Here is a 21,497-nt window from a genome sequence, read left to right on the forward strand (position 1 = left end):
TTATTATTGGGAAAAGCAACCTAGATTAACTCTGGATTGTATTTAACTCAAATAACTGAAATCATGATTGACTCTCTTAGCAAAATCGATTGGCTAAAAATTTACGTGAACAATGGGAAGTTTTCAGAAATATGCTGCGCTATATTTCATGAGAACATTCTAATATCCAATTATCATTTTGAAGGAATTACCTTTTGGGATTTCTCCATCCCTACAGAACCAGTACTAATCAGTGAAATAAGGGACCAACAAGATTTTGGTTATGTAACTGACATGAAGATGTTTGGAGAACAAATACTTCTATATGGAAAAGGCGATGAGAAGGGCTTTTTTTATCAGTATGACATATCTGACCCTAAAACACCTAAACTGAGATTGCATATAAAGCATGATAGAAGAATAACTTCCGTTCATCCCCTTGATAAAGGGCGATATATCCTTTCCGATTCAAAATATTTATTTCTTGTAGATGAGCAAAAAAACATTCAAAAACTATCTGTAAATAAAAAGTTCTCAGAATTCATGGATATGTCTCTCATTGGAGATAAGTTATTTGTACTGACATATAATCCCATGTTTGAGGAGTCATTGTTCTCAATTTATACTCTTGATAATAAATCAGGGATTACGTTAATTGCGGAACATAAAATTCTGAATGCTTCAAACATTAATTGGGTAATACCAGGAGAAATTATGCTATTACAGAGTTCAAATTGTATTGCTTTATATGATGTCCATAATCCAAATACCCTAGAGGGCCAAAGCACTTTGACGTTTGATAATGCCCAGTTTGGAAACAATATAATCCTACAAGACAAAGAAATTCTGACTATAACAGATCAGAGAGTGGCTCTTACAATCAAAATTGCAGAAAATCAAGAGTTGATATTGGTTAAAAAGCAGGCACTATTCCCTCCTAAATCTCCCAATTCGGAAGAAGGTATTTACTTTCTTGAAACCGAAAAACCACCGACTTCGAATGACTGCGTTGATGCCCCTATACTTTACAATTTTCTCTTAAACGAAAATCTTTTTGTGTTTACATCAGCCAATTTGAGCATTTACAAACCAAGTGAATTAAATTAAGACAATGAACAAATTAGACCAACAACCCTTAACCATTTTGACGTAGCAATATCTATGTCAACCATAACTCGTGACCGCAAATATTTGATCAGTACCATCACCTATTTGGAACATTTAGTGCAAAAGGAGATTAAAAAATGAGCTGAACACATATTTGCTTCATATCATCCTGTTTAGGTTTTGCTCATATGCTGAAGTCAAAAAATTTCCTTTTATTTGGCTTAGATGAATACTTACGAGTACTTATTTTCACTTTTTTCCTTTCTGGCTTTTGTATTGGCCATTCTGTTCTTTTTAAAAAGTAAAGGAGATAAGGTGGCCAATCGTCTATTAGGAATTTACGTATTACTTTTTGGGTACAATGTGTTCTATAATGTGCTCTATTGGACTGGGGAATTGTACACCCAAAAATGCATAATCATTGTCTTTACCAGCATGCTCGCGTGGGTGTTGTATGGCCCTATATTATTCTTTTACATAAGAAGGGTGGTCTATGGTACCCGGTTTCATTGGAAAGACCTGGTTCACTTTTTACCTTTTCTTATTATCCTGTTAAACTATTCCAGGGTTTATTTAATGGCCCCGGACACTAAACTGGAGTTGATTAAAAATCGTGAGATTATCTTCCATATTCATTATTTTAACCAACATCAGAGTAAAGTCATTGTAGCTTTGATGTTCTTATATTTTGGACTGATTTTCTGGCAGTTGACAAAAGGAATCATAAGTCGGAACAAAACCGTTTGGCTTAAATGGATATCATTCTCATATTTGGGGTATGTGGTAGCTTTCTCTTCCTATTTTGTGCTTAGCGGTTTGGGAGTTTTAAAAACAGAACATGATTACTTTATAGGAGCCACGATGATATTTTTTATTTCCATGCTGGCTTATTTTGGGTTTGTTCAACCCGAAGTATTTGACGGCAAACCAATGAAAAAAATTGTACCTATTATAAAATACAGAACAACAGGGTTAACTCCGGATTTTTCAGCAGAATTAAAGGACGAAATGGAAAAGTACATGGAGAAGGATAAACCCTATTTGAACAGTGAATTCAGGTTGGATGACCTTGCAGCTAAATTAAATATTTCTCGACATCATTGTTCCCAGGTTATCAATGAACACTTTGATTCCACTTTTTTTAATTTTATTAATTCACATAGAATCGAGGAAGCCAAGAAGATGCTTCGAGGAGACGACAATCTCAATGTTACCGATGTGATGTATGCCTGTGGCTTTAATAATCGAGTTTCCTTTTATAATGCCTTCAAGAAATTCACAGGAACCACTCCTAAAATGTTCCTTAATTCCGATGGTAAGGAAACGGCCTGATCAAGGAAACCTATTTTCAACTAGTTTTTTGCCCCATCAGATTGTTGTAAACCTTTATAAGGACTAATTACCCTAACACTTTTAATGTATTCATTTGTTATAAATCGGCATGGTTCTCCAAGGTTGGTCAAAATCATGTTCTTAAAACTGTTAAAAGAACAATATAACATCCCCCAAGATGAAACTTCAAATTTATTCCATATGAAAAAGATAATCTATTTACTAGTAGTTGTCCTTATATACTCCTGTGGTTCAAGTGATGGTCCCGGAGACAATGTTCCCAACGAAAATCCTGTGCTAACAAGTATTACCATCAGCTCTTCAAATGGTAATCAACTTGATCTTTTTGGTACAAATACCACCACCTTAAATGCAACGGGCAAAGACCAAACTGGCAAAACTATTGGAATTACAGGCACCCTAAATTGGTCGTCCAATAATGGTATTGTAAGTGTGGACAATAATGGGCTTGCCACAGGACAAGAAGTAGGAAACTCTATTGTAACAGCCAGTGCAGGAAGCATTTCAGCAATATTTGTTTTAAGTGTTGTTGACACCGAACCACAATCAGGAACCTTTGTTTATGTAAGCGATGCCGCTCAGTTTGCTACTGGGCCATGGAAAATAGTACGGTATGATGAAAACGGGCAAAATGCCATGACTTTTATTGATGACGACCTAGCCTGGCCACAGGATATACTATTCCTTGAAGACCAAGGTCAAGTTCTAATTTCCAATTTGAGTTCAAATAAAATAAACAGGTATGATGCGTCGACAGGCAATTTAATTGGAAGTTTTGCTGCCGGAATAAGTGGCCCGACCCGTATGAAAATTGGTGCCGATAATTTACTATATGTTTTACAATGGGAAGGAAATGGGCTAGTTCGAAGGTACCAGTTGGATGGTACATTCGTAGATCAGTTTACCAATGTGGGTGTCACCCGAAGTATTGGATTGGATTGGGATTCCATGGGTAACTTATATGTATCCTCTTTTGACGGGGCCTCCGTTAGGAAATTTGATTCAAACGGTAACGATCTTGGGTTATTCGTCACTTCTGGACTACAAGGCCCAACCAATATTTGGTTTGATGAGAACGACAACCTCTTTGTAAATGACTGGACGGGCAATAAAGTAATTCAATTTGATTCTGATGGTAACCTTGTTGGTGATTTTATTTCCTCAGGTTTAAGCCAACCAGAAGGTGTAGATTTTTTTCCTAATGGTGATTTTTTAATTGGTAGTGGTGGAACTGCCCAAATGAGAATGTATGATTCCAATGGCGTCTTTTTAAAGAACTTGGTATCTGCAGGAGCAGGCGGATTAGTCAGACCTAATGCTGTTCGAATTCGAGAAATCCAATAAGCAGGTAGTTTGAAAAAGAAAATAACATTCCTGCTTTTTTGGGCAACAGCAATTTGTTTTGGGCAGATAAAAATGTTTGAACCTGATGTCATCTCTGATGACCAGTCTTTTGGAATCACTATGTCGCCAGATGGCAGGAAGGCATTGTTTGTAAAGGCCTATGGGGGTAGAGATTCATTGCATTTGTTTGAGTCATATTATAAAAATGGGGCATGGCAACAGCCAAAAAAGGCATTTTTTGCCAACAAAACGTTCAATGAAATAGATCCCTCCTACACTCCAGACGGTAATGGCATTTTGTTCAATTCGCTTATTTCTGAAGATGCGGGATACGATGTTTTCATGTTAAAAAAGACGCAGATGGGTTGGACCAAACCTTATAAACTCCCAGAAGCAATCAATACCGAACAGCACGAGTTCTATGCAACAATGGCCCTAAATAAAAACATTTATTTCACCAGAAGGATGGATAGCAATGACATCTATATGAGCCAATGGAGGGAAGAAGGTTATCAACCCGCAATTCCTGTAAGTGGCTTAAACACCGACACAAGCGATTCCAACCCGTACATATCCCCAGATGAAGATTTTTTGATTTTTATATCAAGAAGAGAAGGTGGTTTCGGCAATGCCGACCTCTATGTCAGCTTTAGGAAAAATAATAAGTGGAGTAATCCCATAAATTTAGGAGTTAAGATAAACACCGAAGTGAGCGAGTTTTGTCCAACTCTAGATTTGAAAAACAAAAAATTTCTTTTCTCCCGAACCATTTTTGAAAACGAATTAAGGATTGAAAACATTTACAGTATACCCCTAAGAAAACTAAACCTCAAAAAACTAAAGAAACAAGCAAAATGGGAATTGTTGGAATAGATTTTCTTTAATCATTCATTCCTCACCCTAAAAATCCAGGTTTTGTCTGGGTATTTGCCAAAGAACTTACTGTCTCTGGCCCTTCGGGCCTCCTGCATGGTGTTGTACCGCTGCAAATACACATAGTTAAACTTGTTCTGGGTCCTATAAAACGATTTTGGCTCCAGTCCCTTTTTCTTTAGTGTAAGCATAAAGCTTTCAAAATAGCGTTTGGTTCCAAATACATTGGCAATTAGGTAGAAACCAGGTTCCAAGCCTTCGGCATTGGTCACCTCCTCATATCTTTCGTTTGGCTTTACCTCAACGGTTTGCTGCTGGAGTCTCGCGATACTATCCTTTTTTCTTTGCTCCTCTCGTAGTTTTAGGGCGACCAAACTAGCCTGTGCAATGGAATCTCTTTCCCTAGCTTGTTTTGCCAAAAGTAGTTGCTGTTGTTCAGCCTCCAATCTTTTTTCTTCAGCCAATTTTTGTTGTTCTGTACGCGCCCTTTGTTCCGCTGCCTCTGCTTCGGCCAATTTTTGGGCTTCAAGTTGTCTTTGTTCCTCCTCGGTCTTCAACCGCTCCAAAGCCAATTCCTCTTCCTTTTCCACATCAAATCCAACAACTTTCTTTCTAGCATCACTTTTTCCTATATGATAAGATGCAATGATCTCAAGCGTAGGGTCTTCACCACTCTGGGGCCATTCTGTCCCAAATTCCATCAAGCCCCCAATTGAAAATTGTTTGGCAATGGTCACTCCTACCCCACCAGAGGGGCCATAAAAGTTATTAAAACCACCTTGCACCCAAAACTTGGAGGTAGAAAGCAATGCATTAATTCCAAATTGAGTATCCGCATCGGAAATGGATTTCACATAAACAACTGGACGTACCATGCTGTTACCCAGACCCGAAAAAATGGTGACAGGGAAATCGTAACTCAAGGTCCCAACATATCCTATCGCATCTTCCTCGCTATCGCTGTTGGACAAATTGAAATCCACTGCATTTTCTACCGCCAATCCTAGGCCAAATCCATCTGCTTGTAGTCGAATAGCAGGCGATACGGCAATGATAAAATCACTTGGGTTTTCTGGTTCCGAAGGGTTTGGGTCGGGAATAAGGGCTTCATCGGCTACCTCTTGTTGAAATCCAAACACATTCATTCCAAAAATGAATTGTACTCCATCCAAAGCAATTGCGTGTACATAATTTAAATTTGCTCCTGTATTTAGATAAACACCCGTATTGTGTTGTAAAAATCCTATTCCAAAAGATGAATTTTGATTGATCCCATGTGAATAATTGGCAAACAAACTAGTGGGATCGCCATCAATGGTCTGCCATTGCCACCGTGACCAAACCGATAGTGAATTTGGATTATTCCAGTCCAATCCATAAGTGGCATTTAACAAACTGGAGTTGAACTGCGTTAAGTTATGCTGTCTAAAATCGGCGGGTAAGTTGATTTCCTGTGCCCAAAAAACCATTGATGACAATAAAAATACAATGGAAACGAACGGCTTGGGCATACGAGAAAATGAAAATTAAACGTTACTTTTAAGTGCTTACAAAGTAAAAAGGGGACTTTAGAAAAATTATTATGCGAATCACCAAACTTTTAGTTGCTGTTGCAATTCTTGTTGTTGGATTTATCAGCTGCAATAACTCAAATAAAGATAGTGAAATTACTGATCCGGTAGTTTCCACATTTTATTTTATAAGACATGCTGAAAAGGACCGAACCGATCCTGAAAATCATGACCCTGAGCTAAATCAAGATGGCTTGCTAAGGGCCGTTAGGTGGGCAGAAGTCTTTGACCCAATAGACATCGACGTTATCTACTCTACCAATTATGAGCGCACATCAATGACTGCCGCTCCTGTATCGGTCAAAAAGAATATCAATGTGAAATATTATGATCCAAGGGACTTGGACATTGAAGTCTTTAAATTGGAAAACGAAGGGAAAAATGTGTTGGTAGTGGGCCATAGCAATACCACTCCTACTTTTGTGAACAATATGCTGGGTATTGAAAAATACAATCAGATAGATGATACGGACAATAGCAGTCTTTTTATCATCCGAATTATCGATGGGCAAGCCACCGATATTCGCCTAAAAATGGATTAATTTTCCGTTACTGTAATTTTTGAGAGCTCTATTTTAGAAAGTAGATTCAATTCCCCTTTTTCAAACAATTGTCCAATATCTAAGATAGCTGTCCCCTTCGATTTGGGTTTGTAGTTGTTGTAATCCACAAAACGAACTCCGTTGATATAACGCTCATTGTAGGCTTCTCGAAAGCGTTGACCACCTCCATTTACATGAAAATCATAGGCCAAATAATCTGGCTTAAACGTTTCTATGTTGAACCAATACACATAAGTGTCATCAAAATCATCTCCTCCACCAGCTTGGTCAAATGTGACCTTGATTTTGTAATATCCTTGTCCTTTTATGGTTTCTTTACCTAACAATTCCTTATTTACGGCCTTATCATTTAGGCCAAAAGGCAATCTCGCGAAATAATGCACCGAATTGACAGAATTTGCATATCGGTTTGAAATGGAATCAGGCAAGTTCACCAAGGTGTCATTCATAAAACGTTGAAAAGAACTGTTGGTTTTGATATCTATAATTGTGACCGAATCCAAAACTGAGATGCGTTTCAATAGTTTTTCTCCATCAATATTTTGAGAAACGTACTTCCTATTTCGAAACTCAAAAGAAGTATCCATAGTAGCATAATTGGTTCCCCCAGATACTTCGATGGACGCATCAATAATATCTTGAACGGTGACAGCAGCTTTGTGTTTTTCCTTACAGGCTATTACAAATAGCACCAAAATTCCAGTTAAGATCCTTTTCATTGGTCTAGTTTTTCAATACAATCGTAAAATACACCATAACATTACAATTTTCTTTGCGAAGAGTTTCTATTTTTGCCAACAATGCAGAAAAATATTAACATAAAGAACAAACGCGCCCGATTCGATTATGAAATCTTGGATACCTATACGGCCGGATTGGTCCTAGGTGGCACCGAAATCAAATCTATTCGATTGGGCAAGGCGTCAATTTCCCAAAGTTTTTGTGAATTCAATGAGGCTGGAGAACTTTATGCAATTAATATGCAAGTAGATGAGTACAGCCATGGAGGGTATTACAACCACAAACCCAAAGCGGAGCGCAAATTGCTCTTGAACAAAAAAGAGTTGAAAAAGCTTCGTAAAGAAGTAACCACCTCTGGACTTACCATAGTTCCGCTTAATCTTTTTATCAATGAACGGGGGTTGGCCAAGTTGAAAATTGGACTCGCAAAGGGTAAAAAACTGTATGATAAAAGGGAAACTATGAAGGATAGGGATAACAAGCATGATCTATCTCGAATCAAGAAAAGTTTTAACAACTAGTTCTTATTTTCCAATAACGGAACAAAACGGAAAGCACCCAATTCTTGTTTTTCAAACTCTTTTTCCGATTTTCTTATAAACAGAGTCATTACCTGTTCGTCTTCCCCGACAGGAATAACAAGCCTCCCCCCTATCTTGAGTTGCGACATTAATGGTTTCGGAACCATTGGAGCGCCTGCAGTTACAATTATACCATCGAAAGGGGCCTCCTCGGGTAATCCTTTATACCCATCGCCAAAAATCACTTTTTTGGGTCGATAGTTCATTTTATTAAAAAAGAGTTTGGTCTTTTTAAAAAGCTCCTTCTGCCGCTCAATAGTATATAGCTTGGCCCTTAAATGCAATAAGATCGCTGTTTGATAACCACTGCCCGTGCCTATCTCCAAAATCTTGTCGTTGGGTTTGATTTTTAGTAGTTCAGTTTGAAAAGCAACCGTATACGGCTGCGAAATGGTCTGTTCCGCACCTATCGGAAATGCCTTGTCTTGGTAGGCATGATCCTCAAAACCACTGTCCAAAAACAAATGTCTGGGCACTGTTTTAACAGCATCCAACACCGCTTTGTCCTGTATTCCTTTGGCAGACAGCACTTCCACCAATTTATTGCGCATACCCCGATGCTTCAATGTATCCTTCATGTCTTTGGTCTGGTTACACGAATTTAAAAAGTTCCGAAGGATTTTGTCAATAGATGCCCTCTTATTTTTATGGAAGAGTGATGTCATATCCGTATTTTTGACAAAAACAGGAAGTATGTTAAAAGTAGGTGTCCTTGGTGCTGGACATTTGGGTAAAATTCACCTCAGGCTCTTAAACGAATCCAAAAAATATGAACTCGTTGGTTTTTATGATCCCGATGAAATCAATGCAAAAAAAGTGGCCGAGGAGTTCGGTTATTCCTATTTTGAAAACATAAGCGGTCTGATGGATGCCGTAGATGTGGTGGATATTGTTACCCCTACACTTTCTCATTTTGATTGCGCCAAAAAGGCCATTGAAAAAGGAAAACACGTTTTTATTGAAAAACCCATTACCAATACAGCCGAAGAAGCTGAAGAATTGCTCCACCTATCAAAAAAACATAATGTAAAGGGACAAGTGGGACATGTGGAGCGATTCAACCCTGCTTTTTTATCTGTAAAGGACAAGATTGAAACCCCAATGTTCATAGAAACCCACCGTTTGGCGGAATTCAATCCTAGAGGAACGGATGTTCCGGTGGTTTTGGATTTAATGATTCATGATATAGATGCGATTCTAAGTGTGGTGAAATCTGAGGTAAAAAACATCAATGCCAGCGGCGTCTCTGTCATCAGTAAATCACCTGATATTGCCAATGCCCGAATCGAATTTGAAAATGGATGTGTCGCCAATTTGACCTCCAGTAGAATTTCTTTGAAAAACATGCGTAAATCCAGATTCTTTCAACGCGATGCCTACATCTCAGTAGATTTTCTTGAAAAGAAGGTCGAAGTGGTCAAAATGAAAGATGCTCCAAAAGAACCAGGGGATTTTGATATGATTTTACAAAATGCCGAAGGTGAGAAAAAGCAAATCTATTTTGAAAATCCAGATATAGAGACAAACAATGCCATTTTGGATGAGTTGGAAACCTTTGCAGACGCCATCAATAACAATACAGAACCTGTGGTGACCTTGGAGCAAGGAACCAATGCCCTTAAAGTAGCTTTGCAAATTATAGAATCCTTTAAAAAATAAGTTGATGAACACAATCGCGGTAATTGGCGCTGGTACAATGGGCAATGGAATAGCTCACGTTTTTGCTCAAAGTGGATTCCAAGTAAGATTGATTGATATTTCACAAGCCTCTTTGGATAAAGGAATGGCCACTATCGCCAAGAATTTGGATAGAATGGTATCCAAAGCTATAATCGAAGAAAAGGATAAGGAAAATACCCTTGACAATATTTCCACATTTACAGATATAAAAGAAGGCGTACAGAAAACCGATTTGGTTGTTGAAGCAGCAACCGAAAATCTGGACATTAAACTTCAAATCTTCAAAAATTTGGATGAAATCTGTGACGCCAATACTATTTTGGCCACAAATACCTCGTCCATCTCCATAACACAAATTGCAGCGACTACAAAGCGTCCAGATAAGGTCATCGGAATGCACTTCATGAACCCGGTACCTATTATGAAATTGGTTGAAATCATTAGAGGGTACAGCACCTCAGATGAAGTCACTAAAACCATTATGGAATTGTCAAAGCAGTTGGGCAAAACCCCAACCGAGGTAAATGACTACCCCGGCTTTGTTGCTAATAGAATTTTAATGCCCATGATCAATGAAGCTATTGAAACGCTGTACAATCAAGTTGCAGGAGTCCAGGAAATAGATACTGTAATGAAATTGGGAATGGCACATCCCATGGGCCCACTACAACTAGCCGATTTTATCGGACTTGATGTGTGTCTGTCCATTTTAAATGTGATGTATGATGGATTCAAAAACCCAAAATACGCACCCTGTCCATTATTGGTGAACATGGTAATGGCCGGAAAGCATGGTGTAAAATCTGGAGAGGGCTTCTATGATTATTCTGAATCGCGAAAGGCCGAAAAAGTAGCTGCCCAATTCAAATAGAAGTTTATGGCCATTATAAAACCTTTTAAGGCCATTCGCCCCACTGCCGACAAAGCTGCTTTTGTTGCTTCGCGTTCTTATGAAGAATATTCAAAAGCTGAGCTCAAATCGGTTTTGGAATATAACCCGTTCTCGTTTTTGCATATTATCAACCCAGGGTTCAAATTTCATAAAACCATTTCGGGAAAAGAACGTTTTAAACTCGTTCATAATAGATATTTGGAGTTCCTGGAAGACGATGTTTTTCAAAAAGAGGAACAGGACAGTTTTTATTTATATGAAATCGCCAAAGGAAATCTGACCACTTTGGGTTTTTTCTGTGCTTGTAGCGTATTGGATTATCAAAATGATGTTATTAAAAAACATGAGGACACCATTCAGCGAAGAGAAAAGCTTTTTGCAGATTACCTGAACACGGTTGGCTTCAATGCAGAACCCGTACTAATGACCTATGCCGATGACGGCAGCATTAGCCCAATTTTGGAGCAAGAAGCTGCAAAACGCCCTGATTATGATTTTACCACTCCGGACAAAGTTGGCCATAAATTGTGGAAAGTAAGGGATATTAAAATTATTGAAAGACTTCAGCGTGGATTCAGTAAAATAAATGCACTTTATATTGCAGATGGGCACCATCGCAGTGCTTCATCCTGTCTTTTGGCCGAAGAAAAGCAATCAAAGAATAATGCTCATACCGGTGATGAGGCTTATAATTTTTTTATGGCCTATCTCATTCCCGAGTCCGATATTAAAATTTATGAGTTCAATAGGATGGTCAAGGATTTAAATGGGTACTCCAAAGAAGAATTCCTGATTCAACTTGACACCTATTTCCGAATCGAAAAAAAAGAAGACGGCCTTTACAAACCCACCAAAAAACATCATTTTAGTATGTATTTGGATGGGGATTTCTATTCCCTGTACCTTCGAAAAAAAGTGTATCAATTTACCGACGCATTGAGCGAATTGGATACCCAAATTCTTTATAAAGCCATTTTGGACCCCATATTGGGGATTACCGATTTAAGAAATGACAAGCGTATTGCCTATGGCTACGGTAAGCACAATGTTCTTAAAATGAAGGATAGTGTGGACAATGGAGAATTTGCCGTCGGGTTTAGTTTGGTTCCAATTAACATGGATGAAATTAAGTCCATTGCCGATGCTGGATTGGTTATGCCTCCCAAAAGCACCTATATTGAGCCCAAACTCCGAAGCGGATTGACGATTTATGAATTTTAGCCCATGTCGATAGAAGAGAATTTAGGAAAAGTAAAAAAAATAATTCCCGATGGGGTCACCTTGGTCGCCGTCTCCAAAACCAAACCAAATGAGGCTATTTTGGAAGCATATAATGCCGGACATCGCATATTTGGTGAGAATAAGGTTCAAGAGATGACCCAAAAGTGGGAAGAACTTCCTAAGGATATTGAATGGCATATGATTGGGCATGTACAGCGCAACAAGGTCAAATACATGGCCGAATATGTCTCTTTAATTCACGGAGTGGATAGTTTTAGGTTGTTGAAAGAGATTGACAAACAAGCAGAAAAATACAATCGGGTCATTCCTTGCTTGCTGCAGATGCACATTGCCGAAGAGCAGACCAAATTTGGTTTGGATAAAGCGGAGCTGGAAGAAATTATAGTTTCCGAAGATTTTAAAAATTTAAAAAACATCAAAATTGTTGGAGTAATGGGCATGGCAACATATACCCAAGACCAATCCCAAATACGAAAAGAGTTTGCTTTTTTAAAGACGATTTTCGATTTTTTGCGAGAGAATCTATCCAATATTACCGTTTTGTCAATGGGTATGAGCGGAGATTTTGATATTGCCATTCAAGAAGGTAGCACCATGGTGCGCATAGGAAGTAGTATCTTTGGAGCACGTAACTATTTGTAATTATATTACCACAATTGATGTACGCCATACTCGATATTGAAAGCACTGGAGGAAAATACAATGAGGAGGGTATCATGGAAATCGCAATCCACAAGTTTGATGGGCATCAAGTTGTGGACAAATTCATGAGTTTGGTGAATCCGGAACGGGAAATCCAACCTTTTGTGGTGAAGCTCACGGGAATCAACAATAAAATGCTTCGCACCGCACCAAGATTCCACGAAGTGGCCAAACGAATCATCGAAATAACAGAAGATACCATACTCGTGGCCCACAATGCACAGTTTGACTATCGAATCCTTAGAACAGAATTCCGACGTCTGGGGTACAATTTTCAACGCAAAACCCTCTGCACGGTAGATTTGGCCAAAAAACTGTTACCCGAAGCCGAATCCCATAGTTTGGGCAAATTGGTACGTTCCTTGGGCATTCCCATGAGCGACCGGCACCGTGCCAACGGTGATGCCATTGCGACATTAAAGCTTTTTAAGTTGCTCTTGGACAAAGATTCCGAAAAAACAATTCTAAAAGAAGTGCTTCGCGAAGAATCGCAAGGAGAATTGTCACCCACGCAATTGGATATTGTTTCTGGACTTCCTTCGGAAACCGGGGTGTATTATATGCATGACAAGGATGGTGATATTATTTTCTTGGGAAAGACAAAAGATGCTAAAAGACGGGTCAATCAACATTTTACCAATGTAGGGCAGTTGGCAAGAAAGCTGCAAAAAGAGACCAAAAAAGTCACATTTGAACGAACGGGAAGTGAATTACTTGCCATTTTAAAAGAGTATGTAGAATTAAAAAAAACGAAACCCAAACACAACAACATTGCCAAAAAGAACCTCTTTTCCCATGTCATCAATTTTTCCATGAACGGAAATCCACATATGGAATTGGAAATAGTAAAAAGCAAATTTCAAAAAACACAAAAAATTGGGTTTAACGGGGTGCCTTCCGCTAAAAACTTTTTAAATAAAATCAGTGAAGAGTTTGAACTGTGCCCTACATCATTAGGCCTCCAAGCATCTTGCGAACATTCCAAAAATGGTTGTGAACACCGATGCTCAGACTTGGATAACGCATTGGATTTCAACCAAAAAATAGCAAGTGCGCTTGATAAATATAGTCTTAAAGATAAAACCATCGCGGTATTGGATAGAGGCCGAGAATTGGGCGAACAAAGCTTCATTCTGGTAAAAAATGGTTCGTTAAAAGGGTTTGGATATGTAGAACTCAATCACCAAATAAATAATATTCATATCTTAGAATCGATTATTACCCCTATGTCCAGTGACGAAAACACCACTTTTATTGTTGAATCATATTTGAGAAAAAATAAGAAACTCAAGATTTTGGAGTTAACACCCGCCCTTTGAAAAAACAAGAAGTACATTCCGGTTGGAAACATAGGCTACATGAAATTATTTATGAGGCAGACACTCCATTAGGAAAGCTCTTTGATATTGTTCTTGTTATACTTATTGTACTTAGCGTGATTTTGGTAATGCTGGAAAGCATTGAGGATGTAGATCAACATTATCACAAAATTTTGCTCACTTTGGAATGGGTGATCACCATTTTCTTTACGCTCGAATACATCGCTAGGCTCATAAGCATAAAAAAACCATTGAAGTACGTATTTAGCTTTTATGGGATTATTGACTTTGTTTCCACCATCCCGCTATACCTCTCTTATATTCTTGCTGGTTCGCAGGTGTTATTGGCCGTAAGGGCGTTCAGACTATTGCGTATTTTCAGGATTTTAAAGCTTGTCAAATTTATGGGCGAAGCTTCCCAGTTGAAAGCAGCCTTAAAAGCCAGTAGGGCAAAGATTGCCGTTTTTATCTATGTGGTTCTTATACTTTCTGTGATCATGGGAACCATCATGTATCTCATTGAAGGCGATGAAGCCGGTTTTACCAGTATACCGAGAAGCATTTATTGGACTATTGTCACACTGACCACAGTTGGGTATGGAGATATAGCGCCCCAGACCAATATGGGACAGTTTTTAGCCACGGTCATTATGATTTTGGGATATGGAATCATTGCGGTACCCACCGGTATTGTCACCGTCGAGTTCTCAAGACATAGAAATGGTGATAAGCGCAAAAGTGTGGTGCATACCAACACCCAGGCCTGTCCAAGTTGTGCATCCGAAGGACACAGGGATGATGCTTCTAACTGTTATAATTGTGGTGAATTATTATGAGTTCCAAAACCATGATTGCAGTTGTCGGACCTACGGCGATAGGAAAGACGAAACTGGCAATTCATCTAGCCAAACACTTCCAAACAGAGATTATTTCAGCAGACTCGCGCCAATTTTTTAAGGAGATGAAGACTGGCACCGCGGTTCCATCTTCCGAAGAGCTACACGCTGTCCGCCATCATTTCATCCAACACAAAAGCATTTTTGAATCCTACTCAGTCGGAGATTTTGAAAAAGATGCCATTGACCTGCTTGATAAGCTCTTTCAAGAAATGGATCATGCAGTTTTGGTGGGAGGAAGTGGCCTTTATGTAGATGCAGTGGTCAATGGGCTGGATGAATTTCCAGATGTGGACCCAAAGATTCGAGTGCATCTAAATCAAAAATTACATGAACAAGGATTGCCCGCTCTTCAAGAAGAACTAAAAACAAGAGATCCAAAATATTATGCAATTGTTGATATAAAGAATCCACATAGAATAATTAGGGCCTTAGAAGTTTGTATTGCCGCTGAAAAACCCTATTCCTCATTCCTAAATCAACAAAAAACCAAAAGAAACTTTGATACGCTATATGTTGGAATCGAAGCAAATAGGGAAATAATTTATGATCGCATCAATCAACGGGTGGACCTGATGATGGAAGAAGGTTTGTTGAATGAGGCTGAGAAACTGTATCCGCAGCGAAACTTAAATGCGTTGCAAACGGTGGGATATCGTGAGCTTTTTGAGTACTTTGATGGAAATATTACGTTGGATTTTGCCATTTCAGAAATCAAAAAGAATACACGCAGGTTTGCCAAACGCCAACTCACCTGGCTCAGGAAAAATAAAAATGTGCTATGGCTGAAGTATGACGAGAATTTGGATGAAATCTTAAAAAAGATTACCGAACACTTACATACTGATTGCAATGGGTGATTTTAAAAAGATTTTAGTGGTCATGGGAGTTTCCGGAACAGGGAAATCCACTATTGGCAAATTGCTTTCAGAAGCTTTGAAAATTCCTTTTTACGATGGGGATGATTTTCACCCGGAAGCCAATGTCAAAAAGATGAGTGCAGGACAACCATTGAATGATGACGATAGACAGGGATGGCTTGAAAAGTTGAATGCATTGGCCAAAGCGCATACATCCCAAGGAGCAATCATTGCTTGCTCAGCCTTAAAAGAGGGTTACAGACAGCTGTTGCAAGAAGGTAATGAAGATACCATGCGATTTGTTTATTTGGAAGGCTCATTTGAACTCATCAAATCGCGCTTGGAACAGAGAAAAGGGCATTTTATGCCTTTGGAATTGCTAAAATCACAGTTCGATACATTAGAGCAGCCAACCAATGCAATCACTGTTTCTGTCTCCCATACCCCGGAAAAAATTGTTGAATTAATTATGGACCAAATACAATGATAGAGATCAATTTAATCATCGCCGTATTGGGCGGTATAGTCGTACTGCTGTTTTTAATTCTAAAATTACGAATCCATGCCTTTTTGGCATTGCTGATCGGAAGTATAACGGTTGGCCTGATCGCGGGATTGGATGCGAAAGAAATTATCGACACCATTCAAGAAGGTATGGGCAATACGTTGGGGTTTGTAGCAACGGTAGTTGGACTGGGTGCTATGTTCGGCGCCATTTTGGAAGCCTCGGGGGGCGCCAAAACCATTGCCGATTTTATGGTTTCCAAGTTTGGGTTAAAAAAAGCCCCCTCTGCTATGGTCATCTCTGGGTTCTTGATTGCAATTCCGGTGTTCTTCGATGTAGCCTTTATCATTTTGGTTCCCATGATCTATGCTCTGCAACGTAAAACTGGAAAGTCACTTTTGCTCTATGCCATTCCTTTGTTGGCCGGTTTGGCCATCACGCACGCCTTTATTCCCCCCACTCCAGGGCCAATTGCAGTGGCAGATATAATAGGTGCTGATCTGGGATGGGTGATTCTAGTAGGCTTTTTAGCCGGAATTCCAACCGCTTTGATTGCTGGATTACTTTTCGGAAGACACATAGCCAAAAAAATATTTGTTGCAGCTCCAGAAGAAATTGAACACGCTATTCCCGCGGCTTTGCCACCCATAGGTCAAACCCTATGGATTATTGCTTTTCCCATTGTCTTGATTTTATTCAATACTATAGCTTCAACCGGAGCTCTGGGTATTACCTCTCCTCTTGTTTTAAAAACAATTGCTCTGGTAGGTCATCCTTTTTCTGCTCTGATAATCGCAAATATTTTGGCCTGGTACTTCTTCGGATTGAAAAGAGGTTTTACCAAAGCGCAACTCTTCGATATATCCACCAAATCACTTGCACCGGCCGGAACTATAATTTTATTGACTGGTGCCGGGGGTGTTTTCAAGCAGGTATTAACCAACACAGGAGCTGGTGAGCTACTGGCAACTTCTCTTAGCAATGCCGGGTTTCCCATTTTGGCCTTTGCGTTTATTAGCGCGGCTATTGTGAGGGTCGTGCAAGGTTCTTCAACTGTCGCTATGATTACCGCAGCAGGGTTGGTATCTCCTTTATTAATCAATGCTTCGTTAAGTCCAGTTGAATTGGCCTGTATGGTTATTGCAATAGCTTCTGGAGCCAGCATCTTTTCCCATGTAAACGACAGCGGATTTTGGTTGGTAGGTCAATATTTGGGTATTACAGAGAAACAAACCTTTAAGTCTTGGACCATGATGACCACGATTTTAGCCTTTTCTGGAATGGCAACAGTCTCTGTTCTTTACTTTTTTATATAAAAAAACCACCCGTTAAAGGTGGTTCAAAATTATGTGTTGAGAAAAATGTTATTGATTCTCGGCCTTAACAACCAGTCTGAACCCCTCTCCGTGGATGTTCAAGATTTCGACAACATCGTCTCTTTTCAAATATTTTCTGAGTTTGGCAATGTAAACATCCATACTTCGTGATGTGAAATAGTTATCATCTCTCCATATTTTGGTCAGCGCCAATTCACGTGGCATTAAATCGTTTTCATGCAACGCAAGAAGCCTTAACAACTCGTTTTCCTTTGGAGAAAGCTTTATAGGTTCTTCTTCCATATATTTCAGGAAACGAAGTTTTGAATTCAAATGAAAATTACCAATTTCAAATTCAAATTGTTTGCTGTCCGCCAAGGTACTAGAGGCTTTTCTTTGAAGTATAGCTTTAAGTTTCATCAAAAGCACTTCTGAATCGAAAGGTTTGTTTAAATAATCATCTGCCCCTGCTTTGTATCCTTTCAGAACATCTTCTTTCATGGTCTTGGCAGTAAGGAAAATAATCGGGACATTTTCGTTCTTTTCCCTTATCTCCCTAGCCAAAGTAAATCCATCTTTATATGGCATCATGACATCCAAAATACAAACGTCATAATTGTCTTTTTTGAATTTCTCAAAGCCTTCCATACCGTTTTTGGCCAAAACGACATCGAAGTCGTTCATGGACAAATAATCCTTCAGCACAATCCCAAAATTGGGGTCATCCTCAACCAACAATATTTTCTTCTTTTCTGTTTCCATAATTCTGTTTTTCTATATTAAAGGAAGCTTTATATAAAAAGTACTTCCTTTTCCTTTTTCACTTTCGGCGAAAACTTCGCCTTGATGATCTTCAATAATTCGTTTTACATAGGCCAGGCCCAATCCATGACCTTTTACATTGTGAATATCTCCGGTGTGTTCCCGGTAAAATTTCTCAAACACCTTTTTAAGTACCGCTTTGCTCATTCCGGCTCCTTGATCCTGGATCTTGATGATTATATTATTTTTCACCATTTCGGTGTAAACATCAATTTTTGGAGGCTCAGGTGAATACTTAATTGCATTGTCCAGCATGTTTACCACAACATTGGTAAAGTGCATATCATTGGCCAAAACTTCTGATCTTTCTGCGCCTAAATGGGTGTTGATATACCCTCCCCTGTTCTTCACGATCAGTTCAACATGGGTTATCGCATCCAACACAATATCATGTGCATCTACCCTATCTTTTCTGATATCCAGCTGATTTTTCTCCAGTTTGGATATTCGTAACACATTCTCAACCTGTGCATGCATTCGTTTATTTTCTTCACGAATCATTCCCAAATAGCGCAATACCTTTTCCTTATCTTCAATCGATTTTGGATTTCGTATTGCCTCCACCGCCAAATTGATCGTTGCAATGGGAGTTTTGAACTCATGCGTCATATTATTAATGAAATCCGTTTTTATCTCGGATATCTGCTTTTGCCTTATCAATTGATATATGGCACTTGAATATGCAATTACTATTACCAATGTAAATATAAATGACAGCAACGCCATTCCCATAATGGACCCAAATATGAACTTCTTCTCCTTTGGGAAGGTCAGTAACAGGGAAAAACTGGTATTGCCCTCACTATCTTTAAAAATGGGAGCCTTATACATCTTGGATTCAGAAAATTTGAATCTTTTCGATTTGATTTTTGTTGGATAGCCTTGGCTATACACTCCATATTCAAAATCGATATCTATGTTTCTGTTACTAAGCTCTTGGTCCAGCAGCAATTCCAATTCCTTTTTTGAAATCCTCTTATGAATTGGCTGACTTTTGGCATACTCTGTAAAAACATCTTCCAAAGCTGCTTTGTCAATACTGGACAGTCCGCCTATCTTTTCAGCTCTCTGGATTGGGGTCAGGCTATAACTTTTCCCGTCCAAACCATATTCTTCTTTAAAAACGGCCCTGGTTCGCTTACTGGTGTAATTTTTAATCGTGGTACTATCTTCTCCACTCGAATTATCAAAGAACGTTGATGTTATATTGTAATCTTCTTCCAATATCCCATGGGAATAGAAGAGAATTTCATCGGAATTCACATCTCTGTCAACGAAAAAAAAGTTTCTGAACTGTGCAGTCTTGGGTTCACCAACACTATCCGCCAGCGAAGCTATCCGGTCAAGGTAAAAATTCATTTCACTCTTCTCCACCCTGCTCGCCACCTTGTCCAATATGTCTGTAACCGTTCTCGAGAATTGCTCCTCTTTATCGTCAACCGATGTTCTAATCCAATAAACCTGAACAAAGATTATTCCCATAAGGGATAAGCTCATGAGAATGACGAGAAGAACGAATAGCTTCTTGTTCATCGGGGTAAAATTAGAAATTTAACATTTAGGCTTTCCACCGTTTAACCTAACCTTAACAAAAATGTTAAAATTTTGAATCAGTGATTGGGTCTATTCAGTTTGCGGTGCAGTTTTTTCACTGCTTTTTTGGTAGTTTCCAAATCGAGGTTTTCGATACAAAAATCGGCCAACTCCATTTTTTCTGAGTCATCCATTTGGTTGTTCATACGACCCATAACTTCTTGTTCTGAGGTTGCATCCCTTTCCATCACCCGTTGTAGGCGAAGTTCTATCGGTGCGGTCACCAAAAGTACATGGTCATAATTGTCTTGTGCCCCATTTTCAAAAATCAAAGCAGTTTCTTGAATCACATAATTGGAGGTTTGGTCATCTACCCAATCCAAAAAATGCTTTCGCACCTCAGGATGTACAATATCATTCAATTGCTGTAAGAGGTCGGGATTGTTAAACACCCTGTTCGCAATATAACTTCTGTTCAAATTTCCTTCAGAATAGGCTTTCTTGCCTAAAAGTGAGATAATGGACTTCTTTATCTTGCCGGACGAAATCATCAATTGCTTTGCTTCCTCATCCGAATCATACACTGGTACTTCCAATTCTCGGAACATATTAGCCACGGTACTTTTACCGCTTCCTATCCCACCTGTAAGTCCAACAACAATCATTTTTGCTCTAAAACAAAGTTAACCTTATTTTCAAGCAGTCTTACTCCATGGGATTTTTGCGGTTTCCGGATCAGCTGTAAAAAGAGGACATTATCATTGGAATTGGCAAGTTGCCCGTAATCGGCGACAACTTCAAAATCATCAGGATCCATGACCTTTAACTGCTCTATAGTTGCTTTGCAAAGCACTGAAATTGCTGCCGGGAAGGTTTTAATATTAAACCCCTCTGGTAAATTTATGACCGTTACAGGAACCTCAAATACCTTTTCGGAAAATCTGGCCACTTTTCCTGAAACATTTACCCGGCTTATTGAAAAAATACTATTGTTCATGCTCTTGGGGAACACTATCGGGATATCTTCTGAAAAATCGGAGGCGATGTTCCTCAACTGAACTTTTGAAGTAAATACTTGTTGCAGGGTATCAATTTCACTTGGTGGCCCCTTCACCAAAACTGTTTGGGGCTCAACAATTAACGCTCCCTCCAAAATGTAGTTTTGCTGAAATTGAATGTCTAAAGTGGCCTTTATGGGAACTTCTTTTGAAGCCACCTTATACAAATCAACAAACAGTTCATCTCTATATAGGTCGACCAATGAAATATTTTGGGAAAGCTGACTTTCAATTTGTTTTTTCAAGGCATCCTCGGTCAACGTGTACCTTTCATTTGCGTATACCGATTGGGACAAATCTATATTGATTTTTTTATTGAATAGATTGAAATAAAAATGCCGGAATCCGCTTGTTTTTATTTTTGCTTCAATGGTTTCTGCAGAATTGTTACCCAAAAGAAGCGTGTCGGGCAAGTTATTGTAATAGAGGTTGAAGTTTGCCCTAGACTCATACGAATCCGATAGATTGCTTAAGAACCAAGCGAAAAATGAACATAATAAAAAAAGCGAAAACACCTTCACCTTTCTATTACTCGCCCTGGTCAATAGTTTTTTGAACAC

Annotated in this window: 22 protein-coding genes; 15 read left to right on the plus strand and 7 right to left on the minus strand. The window is 38.9% G+C overall.

The window, feature by feature from the left end; genetic code table 11:
- Window positions 1-63: 63 nt before the first annotated feature.
- From IAG46_RS03740 to IAG46_RS03755, 4 genes are all read left to right on the plus strand, one after another.
- Entirely contained in the window at window positions 64-1,086 is a 1,023-nt protein-coding gene (locus IAG46_RS03740) for a hypothetical protein (RefSeq protein WP_190808975.1), read from the plus strand.
- 225 nt (window positions 1,087-1,311) lie between these two features.
- Window positions 1,312-2,418: an AraC family transcriptional regulator gene (locus IAG46_RS03745; RefSeq protein WP_190808976.1), complete on the plus strand. Its 1,107-nt coding sequence runs from the start codon at window positions 1,312-1,314 to the stop codon at window positions 2,416-2,418.
- Window positions 2,419-2,619: 201 nt separating this feature from the next.
- Window positions 2,620-3,783: a hypothetical protein gene (locus tag IAG46_RS03750; RefSeq protein WP_190808977.1), complete on the plus strand. Its 1,164-nt coding sequence runs from the start codon at window positions 2,620-2,622 to the stop codon at window positions 3,781-3,783.
- Window positions 3,784-3,792: 9 nt separating this feature from the next.
- Window positions 3,793-4,656 carry a PD40 domain-containing protein gene (locus tag IAG46_RS03755; RefSeq protein ID WP_190808978.1) on the plus strand — a complete coding sequence of 288 codons (864 nt, stop codon included), beginning with the start codon at window positions 3,793-3,795 and terminating at the stop codon, window positions 4,654-4,656.
- A gap of 11 nt (window positions 4,657-4,667) precedes the next feature.
- Here IAG46_RS03755 and IAG46_RS03760 read toward each other — a convergent pair whose 3' ends face one another.
- Window positions 4,668-6,167 (minus strand): PorP/SprF family type IX secretion system membrane protein, encoded by a 1,500-nt coding sequence (locus IAG46_RS03760; RefSeq protein WP_190808979.1) that lies wholly within the window; start codon window positions 6,165-6,167, stop codon window positions 4,668-4,670.
- Between the two features lie 71 nt (window positions 6,168-6,238).
- On the opposite strand from IAG46_RS03760, the gene IAG46_RS03765 reads away from it, so the two are divergent.
- Window positions 6,239-6,769, plus strand: coding sequence for a histidine phosphatase family protein (locus tag IAG46_RS03765; protein WP_190808980.1), 531 nt, complete (start codon window positions 6,239-6,241; stop codon window positions 6,767-6,769).
- On the opposite strand, the gene IAG46_RS03770 is transcribed toward IAG46_RS03765, so the two are convergent.
- Window positions 6,766-7,509 carry a DUF6503 family protein gene (locus IAG46_RS03770; RefSeq protein ID WP_190808981.1) on the minus strand — a complete coding sequence of 248 codons (744 nt, stop codon included), beginning with the start codon at window positions 7,507-7,509 and terminating at the stop codon, window positions 6,766-6,768. The two genes, IAG46_RS03765 and IAG46_RS03770, sit on opposite strands and share 4 nt — an antisense overlap.
- Window positions 7,510-7,590: 81 nt before the next feature.
- Here IAG46_RS03770 and smpB point away from each other — a divergent pair, with 81 nt between their 5' ends.
- Window positions 7,591-8,052: an SsrA-binding protein SmpB gene (gene smpB / locus IAG46_RS03775; protein ID WP_190808982.1), complete on the plus strand. Its 462-nt coding sequence runs from the start codon at window positions 7,591-7,593 to the stop codon at window positions 8,050-8,052.
- Here smpB and IAG46_RS03780 read toward each other — a convergent pair.
- Window positions 8,049-8,690 carry a protein-L-isoaspartate(D-aspartate) O-methyltransferase gene (locus IAG46_RS03780; protein WP_190809745.1) on the minus strand — a complete coding sequence of 214 codons (642 nt, stop codon included), beginning with the start codon at window positions 8,688-8,690 and terminating at the stop codon, window positions 8,049-8,051. The two genes, smpB and IAG46_RS03780, sit on opposite strands and share 4 nt — an antisense overlap.
- 115 nt (window positions 8,691-8,805) lie before the next feature.
- Here IAG46_RS03780 and IAG46_RS03785 point away from each other — a divergent pair, with 115 nt between their 5' ends.
- Genes IAG46_RS03785 through IAG46_RS03825 form a run of 9 tightly spaced genes read left to right on the plus strand, consistent with a single transcriptional unit; the run spans window position 8,806 to window position 17,524 of the window.
- Entirely contained in the window at window positions 8,806-9,771 is a 966-nt protein-coding gene (locus IAG46_RS03785; protein WP_190808983.1) for a Gfo/Idh/MocA family protein, read from the plus strand.
- Between the two features lie 4 nt (window positions 9,772-9,775).
- A complete protein-coding gene (locus IAG46_RS03790) occupies window positions 9,776-10,663 on the plus strand; it encodes a 3-hydroxyacyl-CoA dehydrogenase family protein (RefSeq protein ID WP_190808984.1) in 888 nt (295 codons plus the stop codon).
- A 6-nt stretch (window positions 10,664-10,669) separates the two neighbouring features.
- Window positions 10,670-11,905 carry a DUF1015 domain-containing protein gene (locus tag IAG46_RS03795; RefSeq protein ID WP_190808985.1) on the plus strand — a complete coding sequence of 412 codons (1,236 nt, stop codon included), beginning with the start codon at window positions 10,670-10,672 and terminating at the stop codon, window positions 11,903-11,905.
- 3 nt (window positions 11,906-11,908) lie between these two features.
- Window positions 11,909-12,568 carry a YggS family pyridoxal phosphate-dependent enzyme gene (locus tag IAG46_RS03800; protein WP_190808986.1) on the plus strand — a complete coding sequence of 220 codons (660 nt, stop codon included), beginning with the start codon at window positions 11,909-11,911 and terminating at the stop codon, window positions 12,566-12,568.
- Window positions 12,569-12,585: 17 nt separating this feature from the next.
- Complete coding sequence (locus IAG46_RS03805; protein WP_190808987.1) at window positions 12,586-13,947, plus strand: exonuclease domain-containing protein; 1,362 nt, start codon at window positions 12,586-12,588, stop codon at window positions 13,945-13,947.
- Window positions 13,944-14,783 (plus strand): ion transporter, encoded by an 840-nt coding sequence (locus tag IAG46_RS03810; RefSeq protein WP_190808988.1) that lies wholly within the window; start codon window positions 13,944-13,946, stop codon window positions 14,781-14,783. Before IAG46_RS03805 ends, IAG46_RS03810 begins: the two co-directional genes overlap by 4 nt.
- Window positions 14,780-15,703 carry a tRNA (adenosine(37)-N6)-dimethylallyltransferase MiaA gene (gene miaA, locus IAG46_RS03815; protein ID WP_190808989.1) on the plus strand — a complete coding sequence of 308 codons (924 nt, stop codon included), beginning with the start codon at window positions 14,780-14,782 and terminating at the stop codon, window positions 15,701-15,703. The genes IAG46_RS03810 and miaA overlap by 4 nt, the downstream gene beginning before the upstream one ends.
- Window positions 15,696-16,190, plus strand: a complete 495-nt coding sequence (locus IAG46_RS03820) for a gluconokinase (RefSeq protein ID WP_190808990.1) — start codon at window positions 15,696-15,698, stop codon at window positions 16,188-16,190. Before miaA ends, IAG46_RS03820 begins: the two co-directional genes overlap by 8 nt.
- Window positions 16,187-17,524 (plus strand): GntP family permease, encoded by a 1,338-nt coding sequence (locus IAG46_RS03825; RefSeq protein WP_190808991.1) that lies wholly within the window; start codon window positions 16,187-16,189, stop codon window positions 17,522-17,524. Before IAG46_RS03820 ends, IAG46_RS03825 begins: the two co-directional genes overlap by 4 nt.
- A gap of 48 nt (window positions 17,525-17,572) precedes the next feature.
- Here the strand turns inward: IAG46_RS03825 and IAG46_RS03830 are convergent, their stop codons facing one another.
- From IAG46_RS03830 to IAG46_RS17805, 4 genes are all read right to left on the minus strand, one after another.
- Window positions 17,573-18,286 (minus strand): response regulator transcription factor, encoded by a 714-nt coding sequence (locus IAG46_RS03830; protein WP_190808992.1) that lies wholly within the window; start codon window positions 18,284-18,286, stop codon window positions 17,573-17,575.
- A 12-nt stretch (window positions 18,287-18,298) separates the two neighbouring features.
- Window positions 18,299-19,879, minus strand: coding sequence for a sensor histidine kinase KdpD (locus tag IAG46_RS03835; RefSeq protein WP_190808993.1), 1,581 nt, complete (start codon window positions 19,877-19,879; stop codon window positions 18,299-18,301).
- 77 nt (window positions 19,880-19,956) lie between these two features.
- Window positions 19,957-20,544: a dephospho-CoA kinase gene (gene coaE, locus IAG46_RS03840; protein WP_190808994.1), complete on the minus strand. Its 588-nt coding sequence runs from the start codon at window positions 20,542-20,544 to the stop codon at window positions 19,957-19,959.
- A complete protein-coding gene (locus IAG46_RS17805) occupies window positions 20,541-21,497 on the minus strand; it encodes a YbbR-like domain-containing protein (RefSeq protein WP_190808995.1) in 957 nt (318 codons plus the stop codon). The genes coaE and IAG46_RS17805 overlap by 4 nt, the downstream gene beginning before the upstream one ends.

Source organism: Flagellimonas sp. S3867 (assembly GCF_014698935.1).
GTDB lineage: Bacteria > Bacteroidota > Bacteroidia > Flavobacteriales > Flavobacteriaceae > Flagellimonas.